The 3,493-nt window shown below is 67.9% G+C and carries 3 protein-coding genes; all 3 read right to left on the bottom strand.

Annotated features, from left to right (window positions below):
- Nucleotides 1–89: 89 nt before the first annotated feature.
- Genes ACFLIM_RS50055 through ACFLIM_RS50045 form a run of 3 tightly spaced genes read right to left on the bottom strand, consistent with a single transcriptional unit; the run spans nt 90 to nt 3,333 of the window.
- Nucleotides 90–1,109 carry a tyrosine-type recombinase/integrase gene (locus tag ACFLIM_RS50055; RefSeq protein WP_393177973.1) on the bottom strand — a complete coding sequence of 340 codons (1,020 nt, stop codon included), beginning with the start codon at nt 1,107–1,109 and terminating at the stop codon, nt 90–92.
- The gene (locus tag ACFLIM_RS50050) at nt 1,106–2,080 is read right to left on the bottom strand and encodes a tyrosine-type recombinase/integrase (RefSeq protein ID WP_393177971.1); all 975 of its coding nucleotides are present in this window, start codon (nt 2,078–2,080) and stop codon (nt 1,106–1,108) included. The genes ACFLIM_RS50055 and ACFLIM_RS50050 overlap by 4 nt, the downstream gene beginning before the upstream one ends.
- Nucleotides 2,077–3,333 (bottom strand): tyrosine-type recombinase/integrase, encoded by a 1,257-nt coding sequence (locus tag ACFLIM_RS50045; RefSeq protein ID WP_393177969.1) that lies wholly within the window; start codon nt 3,331–3,333, stop codon nt 2,077–2,079. The genes ACFLIM_RS50050 and ACFLIM_RS50045 overlap by 4 nt, the downstream gene beginning before the upstream one ends.
- Nucleotides 3,334–3,493 lie beyond the last annotated feature (160 nt).

The following is a 3,493-nucleotide window of genomic DNA, read 5'->3' as shown; positions in this document are numbered from 1 at the left end:
AAGGGGTCTTATGCCGACCCGAGCGTTATCCCGACAATCGTGCGTCTGGCGGGTTCAGGATGACTGGAGGTCGGCATATTCCGCCCTGATCATTCGCGAGTCGGTGAGCTGAGGCTGTCGAGGAAGTCGAGGACGGTGTCGCTGGGTTGGTAGCGGCCCAGTTGCTGCCCGGGGGCTGCGGTGCGGTCGAGGGCTCGTTCTTTGAGCTTCAGGTCGGCGTGAAGGTACTTCATCGTGGAAGAGACGTCCTGGTGCCCGAGCCAGAGCGCGATGATGCTGACGTCGTGGCCGGCCAGGCGCATGTTCATGGCCCTGGTGTGCCGGAACAGATGTGGGAACAGGCGTTTGCCGGCCAAGGACGGCTGCTCTTGCGACGCGATCTTCTGATATTTGTCCAGCCGGGCTTGGAAGCCGTCCCGGGTGAGTTGCCGCTGGCCTGTCCGTCCGCGGGCCGGGAACAGCGGGTCGCCGGATCGGCCGTCGGTGCTGTCGAGCCATTCGCCGACCACGGCCGCGGTTGCGGGGTCCAGCGGAGTCGACCGGTCGCGGCGGCCCTTGCCCGTGCAGCGGACGTGCGACCCGGCTGCCTGGATCCGCGCGTCGGTGCGGGTCAGGCTCAGCAGCTCGGAGACGCGCAGCCCGGTGGCCAGCAGCACGGCCATCATGGCGTGATCACGGCGACCGACCCAGCTGCTGCGGTCGGGAGCCGCCAGGACCGCGGCGGCCTCCTCCGCGGTGAGCCACGGGACCTCTTGGTCGTCGGTCCGAGCGGACTCGATGGCCAGCACCCGCTGGATCACCTCCGCGTCGTCGAGGGCGCGCAGCGCGGCGTAACGGAACAGCGAGTGGATCGCGGCCAGGCGATTGTTGCGGGTGCGGGCGCTGTTGCCGCGCTCGGTCTCCAGATGGCGTAGGAACCCGGTGACCAGCTCGTGGTCGAGTTGACCGAGCCGCATTCTCTCCGGCGGTGTGCCGGTGGCCTGGTGGGCATAGTGCAGCAACAACCGCCACGCGTCTCGATAGCTGGAGATCGTGTGAGGGCTCGCGTCTTTCTGCTGGATCAGCTTGACGCGGAAGAACCCTTGCAGAATCGGGGCCAGATCGCTCACGGTTCCTCCTGCGTCTGTCCGGAGGCGCCCTCGCCGTCGACGGAGCGGGCGGTGGCCCTGAGCAGGTGGTCGCTGGCGGCCTGCAGCAGTTCCGGGACGGCCTGGAGGTACCAGAACGTGTGCCGCGGTTTGGTATGTCCCAGCTGGGCCGACAACAGTGGAAGGCTGGCTTGGGTATCGGCATCGTCGTTCAGCCAGCCGATCAAGGTGGTGACGGCGAAGGTGTGACGCAGAGCGCGTAGCGTCGGCCGCGGTGTCAGCGTGCCGAGCCCGGCCGTATTGACCAGGTGCGCGAAATGCGTGCGGGTCAGATCGGCATTCAACCTGCGCCCGCGGGTGTTGATCAGCAGGCTCTGTCCGGCTCGGTGGGGCACCAACTGGTCGCGCAGCCGCTGATAGCCGGCGAGCGCTTCCAGCGTGGTGGGGTGCAGCGGTATCCGCCGGTCCTTGTGGTTCTTGCCGTGCAGGGTCATCGCCCCCTCGGCCGGGTCGATGTCATCGTCGTCGGCGCGGACCGCTTCACAGGTCCTCATCCCGGTGGCGGCGACCAGACCGATCAGCGTTTGGAAGGTGGCCGCGTGAAGCGCAGGCCGCAGCCGTCCGGCCGCATCCATCAGTATCTCGAGCTGCTCGCCTGTCATGATGCACGGGGTCGGCCGGTCGTGTCGGTAGGGCACCAGATCGGACGGCGGAACCTGGTGCGAGGGGTCCAGAACGTGCAAATAGCCGGCGAATCCGCGGGCCGCGTTCAGCCGCAGCCACCGATAGGTCGGAGCCACCGGCTGCGCCAGCAGCACCCAGTCCAGCACCGCCTGCGTCGTCACCAGGTCGATACCGGCGTCGTCGCAGTACTCGGCGAACCGGCGGATCAGGAATGCCGGTTTGTCCAGCTCGAAGCCGAGGCGGCGGCGCAATGCCAGATAGTCCTCGGCCAAGGCGCGCAGCCCGGCGGCGGGTGCGGGACTTGTCATCGGAGCGCCTCCTGCGCTGGGCGCCCGCGGGTGCCGGAGCCCGGCCAGGGACGGACCAGCGGCCGCAGCGCGGACACGTCCACCCGGGTATAGGCAGTAGTGGTGTCGATGTCGCGATGGCGTAGCACGTCTCGGATCTCCACCAGCGACGCGCCACGTTTCAACAGGTCGTGTCCGAGCGCGTGCCGGAACGCCCGAGGCCCGACCCTGGTAACGCCAGCCCTGGCGCAGGCCCGCTCGACAAGGGCGCCGATCGAGTTCTTGCGCATGGGCTGCACCGGTGCGCGTGCGGACAGGAACACCGCTGCGACTCCGGGCGGCGCGGCGCGTCGGATCCGTAGGTACTCCACGATCGCCTCGCCAACGTCGTGGAGCAGCGGCAGGACATCAACGCGGCCGGCCTTGCCGTGCACCACGAACTCACCTGCCCGCCAGCGCAGATCGGGCAGCTCCAGGCGGGCCACCTCGACAGGCCGCAGACCGTATCGGTGCAAGAGGAGCAACACTGCGTGATCACGGCAACCGCCCTCGGTGGTGCGATTGCAACTGCCCAGGATCGCCGCCGCCGTCCCCGGATCCACCTGCTCGGGCAACCGAGACGGCCCGCGGGCGGCCGCCGGGACGGCATCGGCCAGCGAGGGCGTCGTTCGCCCGGTCCGCTCCAGGAACCGCAGGAACGCCCGATCACCCGTCAAGACAGCGCCGACCGAAGGCAGCCGATGATCGACGATCTGGCGTGACACAACGTCCAGCACCTGCGCGCCGTCCAAACTCGGCAACCGGGCGTCGAACCCCGGCCCGTCCGACGGCTCGCTCAAAGCCGTCAAGAACTCGGCCGCATACCTCAGGTACTGGATGATCGTCACCTCTCTGGCCCGCCGCTCGACACGCAGGTATCGCTCGTATTCCTGCAGCAGGACACCCGCTCGGCATACGAGACCGTCGGCCCGATGCGGCGGCAGCACTTCGAGGTTGCGCAGATAGCCCAGGAGAGGTTCCATCGAGGTCGCCTTCACCAGGTAGCTTCCTCGGGCGCGAAGCACTCCGCAGAAGCGGTCGACCACTGGCTGGGTCAGGTCCTCGGCAACCAGCCCTTGCTCGGCCAGCCAGGCGCTCAGGTCAGCCATCAGATGCAAGTGGTGCTTGACCGACGACCACGAATACCCGCGGCCGGTCAGATCCGCAGCAAAACCCGCAGCCCAAACGGCCAGCGATCCGCCGACTCGGGCCTCAGGAGGATCGTGACGGTGCATGCAGCCACCCGCCGAACCGGAGACCAACTCACCGTCATCGGACCACTACCAGGCGCGAGAAGCTATAGCGTTATCGCGACTATTGCCGAGCTTGCTCCACTCTGTCCATGCCGGCAGGTAGTCCACTCGAGATAACGCCCGGGTCGGCATAAGACCCCTT

This window comes from Nonomuraea marmarensis, from assembly GCF_043197025.1.
In the GTDB taxonomy this organism is placed as follows: domain Bacteria; phylum Actinomycetota; class Actinomycetes; order Streptosporangiales; family Streptosporangiaceae; genus Nonomuraea; species Nonomuraea marmarensis.
The sequence above is the reverse complement of the archived record's forward strand: the minus strand, read 5'-3'. Positions and strand labels throughout refer to the sequence as shown.

Excerpts from the sequence above, each read along its gene's own strand:
- ACFLIM_RS50045 (WP_393177969.1), bottom strand. The coding sequence starts at position 3,333 with ATGCACCGTCACGATCCTCCTGAGGCCCGAGTCGGCGGATCGCTGGCC.
- ACFLIM_RS50050 (WP_393177971.1), bottom strand. The coding sequence starts at position 2,080 with ATGACAAGTCCCGCACCCGCCGCCGGGCTGCGCGCCTTGGCCGAGGAC.